Below are 2734 nucleotides of genomic sequence, written 5' to 3' on the forward strand. Positions count from 1 at the left end.
CAGCAACGCAGAGCTGTACGCGAACGATTTACACCACTCCCCGGGGCACGACCAGCACACCTGGGGAACTTCAGCGAGCGTCGTCAATTTCGCCGGGCTTGCGTTCGACTCGCGCATGCTCTCCTTCCACGCTGCCGGTGAGTACATGTCCTCGGAGCGCGAGCCCTGGAAAGCGTCGAACCGGCAGCAACTCGACCTCAGTCACGTAGGTCGGTGGCGAGCTGCGCTGACTGACGACAAGGTACGCGCCGTGTCGCTCGCGTGTGCGGACGGCATTTCTGACTTTGATTACCCACCGGGCCCGCAGCCGAGGCGCGTCCAGTATTGCTATCCGCCGAACTTTCACGCGGTCGGCCGCCACGAGGACAGGCTCAAAGCGTTGGCGCGTCCCGGAAACGCGGTGCGGCTGACTCACACGCCTGAGCGTTGTCGTGAGCGGCTGCTGATCCTGCTTCCCTCACGGCCCTGGAGCCAGGTAGGCCATACCGCCACCCTGCTGAGGCTCGGTGCACGTCGTGCGCTCGCCGGTCGGCGCACCAGATTCGTTGTCACCTGGCGCCGCCAGCGAACGCAGGTCTGACGGTGTCAGGCCGCCGGCCGCCACAGGTCGGTCGGGAATGCGTCGACCAGCGGCTGCGGATCCCAGTCACCAGCCGGTGCACCGCCCATCTCGCGCGCGGTGTCCGAATCGGTGGCGATCTCAATATCGTGCCGATTTGTCCCTGAGTAGTAATCGTGATATTTGAACGGACTCTCGACCGCTGAGACGAACGCGCGGGCCGGGATGCCGAGCGACTCAGCCACGATGATCCCGTGCAGCGATGAGCCGACCACGAACTCACTTCGCGCGATTCGGGCAAGGCACGAGCGCACCGATGCCATTGGATTGAGAACGTCCGGGTGCGACGAAAATCGCGGAAAGTCGTGCAGGTTAGGGGCCACAGTAAGGGCGTGGCGCTTGTGCTGTGCAAGTCCGACCAGGCGCGGTTCCAGTCGGGGGAGGAGCAGCGCCGGATCGCCGAAGACCGCCGGACAATGTATGCCGCGCTTCAGCAGGATTGCGCGGGTCAGCTGGCCGCGGACGGCTCGGACGTCTAGCGACGTGAACGTTAGGTCGGTCAGAGGTAGCTTTCCGTTGATCCCGCTGCCCCATATGACGTCGCCGTCGCCGGCAAACTGCATGACTGACCCGACCGACAGCAGGCGCCGATCAAGCACGGCAGAATTCGGATGGAGGCCGTGCTCGCGCATCATGTAGGACACCACCCGCGGGCCGAGCAGATCGCCGAAGTTGTTGAGACCGCGTCGCAGCGGTATGTGGGCACCTAGACGCCCTGACACTATTGGTCGTTTCGGGTTCCAGTGAACTAACTCGACGCGAGGCATTACCCTGCTAACCCGGTTCGCTCATGGCAGGTGTGTGAGCATCTCGACCACTGCGTCGTGCAGCGTCTCGTCGGCACACCAGGCTAGGTCGAGCGGGTCGCGGCGCCGGGTGAGCGCCACTTCAATGTCACCGGCCCGCAACGGACCTGAGTAGGTATTCACCCACCCATCGCCCGTTCGTCGCCCTATCTCTTCGAAGGTGACCGTCGACGGCACCAATACAGGGCGGCCCAGCGACAGCGTTTGGATAACACTGCCCGAGTTCAGGATTCGGTCGAACGGCAGGACGATGAGGTCGACGTCGCGGATGACCTTCTCGAGATCGGCGTGTGACAGGAACTCAAAGTCAACGTCGATGCGGGGGTCGCTTTCGCGGACCTGGACGAGGTGGCGGCGCAAGGCCTCCGATCCACTGTTGACGACCACCCGCAGCCGGTAGGACGGCGGGAGCGAGTCAAAGGCGTCTAACAGGTTGTGTAGGCCCTTATAACCCCGGCCCGAGCCGAAGAAGCCCACCGACCGCGAGCCCGCCGGAGGTAGTGACGGGATCGAGCCGCCGAGGCTGTTGGGGTACAGCAAGTGCGGAATCTCGTAGATGCGCTTACGGCGCAGACGCGTGTAGGTCGACCCGGTCTTCTCGAACGCTCGCCTGGACATCACGTGCACGTCAGTGCAGAGGGAGTACACCAGGCCGTAGAGCAATCCGACCTGGCGCCCACTTTCATGGGCTCCGACGTTGTGCAAAGTCAGCAGGACACGGCAGCGCCGAAGACGCGCATAGAGTAGAAGCCAGGTGAACGAGAACAGCCGACCCAACCGCCCGAAGTGGGTTGGATGTCCGATGAAGAACTCCGGCCACTGAAGGTGCAGGACCGTGGTCGGCCCGGTCGGCGCACGCCTGAGCAAGCGCCAGGTGAGGTCATCGACGTGGGCTCCGGTTCGAGTTACCAACGAGTCCCACAGCTCCGCGTACCGGTTGCGTTCGAGGCAGCGCGTCGTCGATAGGACGGTGATCGAATCAATCGGCACCCGGCGCACCCGGTCATCGTAATGGCGTGGTTTCGTCAGTCCCTCGTGCCGGCGAAACGTGCGGGCATGTCACAGCCCCGCCCCCGGGAAGGGACGGGGCTGTGAATTGCACGGAAGGGCGGCTTCAGTGGCCAGCGCCGTGAGCCGGCTAGTTAGCGCCCTGAGTGGCGGAGTTGAAGGGTTGACCGTCGACGTGGACTGGGCTGCCGCTGGCGGCGGCACCTGTGATGTTAGGGCTCAAGGCGCCGGAGTTGACGGGGGTGTTGTTGGTGGTGGCGAGGTGGAGGTCACCGTTGGTGGGGTTGACGAAGGTGGGGGT

Annotated in this window: 3 protein-coding genes; 1 reads left to right on the forward strand and 2 read right to left on the reverse strand. The window is 64.2% G+C overall.

Annotated elements, in window-relative coordinates; genetic code table 11:
* A partial coding sequence (locus ACFFC4_RS22180; RefSeq protein ID WP_375504930.1) for a hypothetical protein occupies positions 1–580 on the forward strand: 580 nt, incomplete at its 5' end.
* Positions 581–585: 5 nt separating this feature from the next.
* Here the strand turns inward: ACFFC4_RS22180 and ACFFC4_RS22185 are convergent.
* Together ACFFC4_RS22185 and ACFFC4_RS22190 are read right to left on the reverse strand one after the other, a co-directional pair.
* Positions 586–1254: a polysaccharide pyruvyl transferase family protein gene (locus ACFFC4_RS22185; protein ID WP_375504932.1), complete on the reverse strand. Its 669-nt coding sequence runs from the start codon at positions 1252–1254 to the stop codon at positions 586–588.
* 153 nt (positions 1255–1407) lie between these two features.
* Entirely contained in the window at positions 1408–2043 is a 636-nt protein-coding gene (locus tag ACFFC4_RS22190) for a hypothetical protein (RefSeq protein ID WP_375504934.1), read from the reverse strand.
* Positions 2044–2734: the final 691 nt, after the last annotated feature.

Source organism: uncultured Jatrophihabitans sp. (genome assembly GCF_964244045.1).
Taxonomy (GTDB): domain Bacteria; phylum Actinomycetota; class Actinomycetes; order Mycobacteriales; family Jatrophihabitantaceae; genus Jatrophihabitans.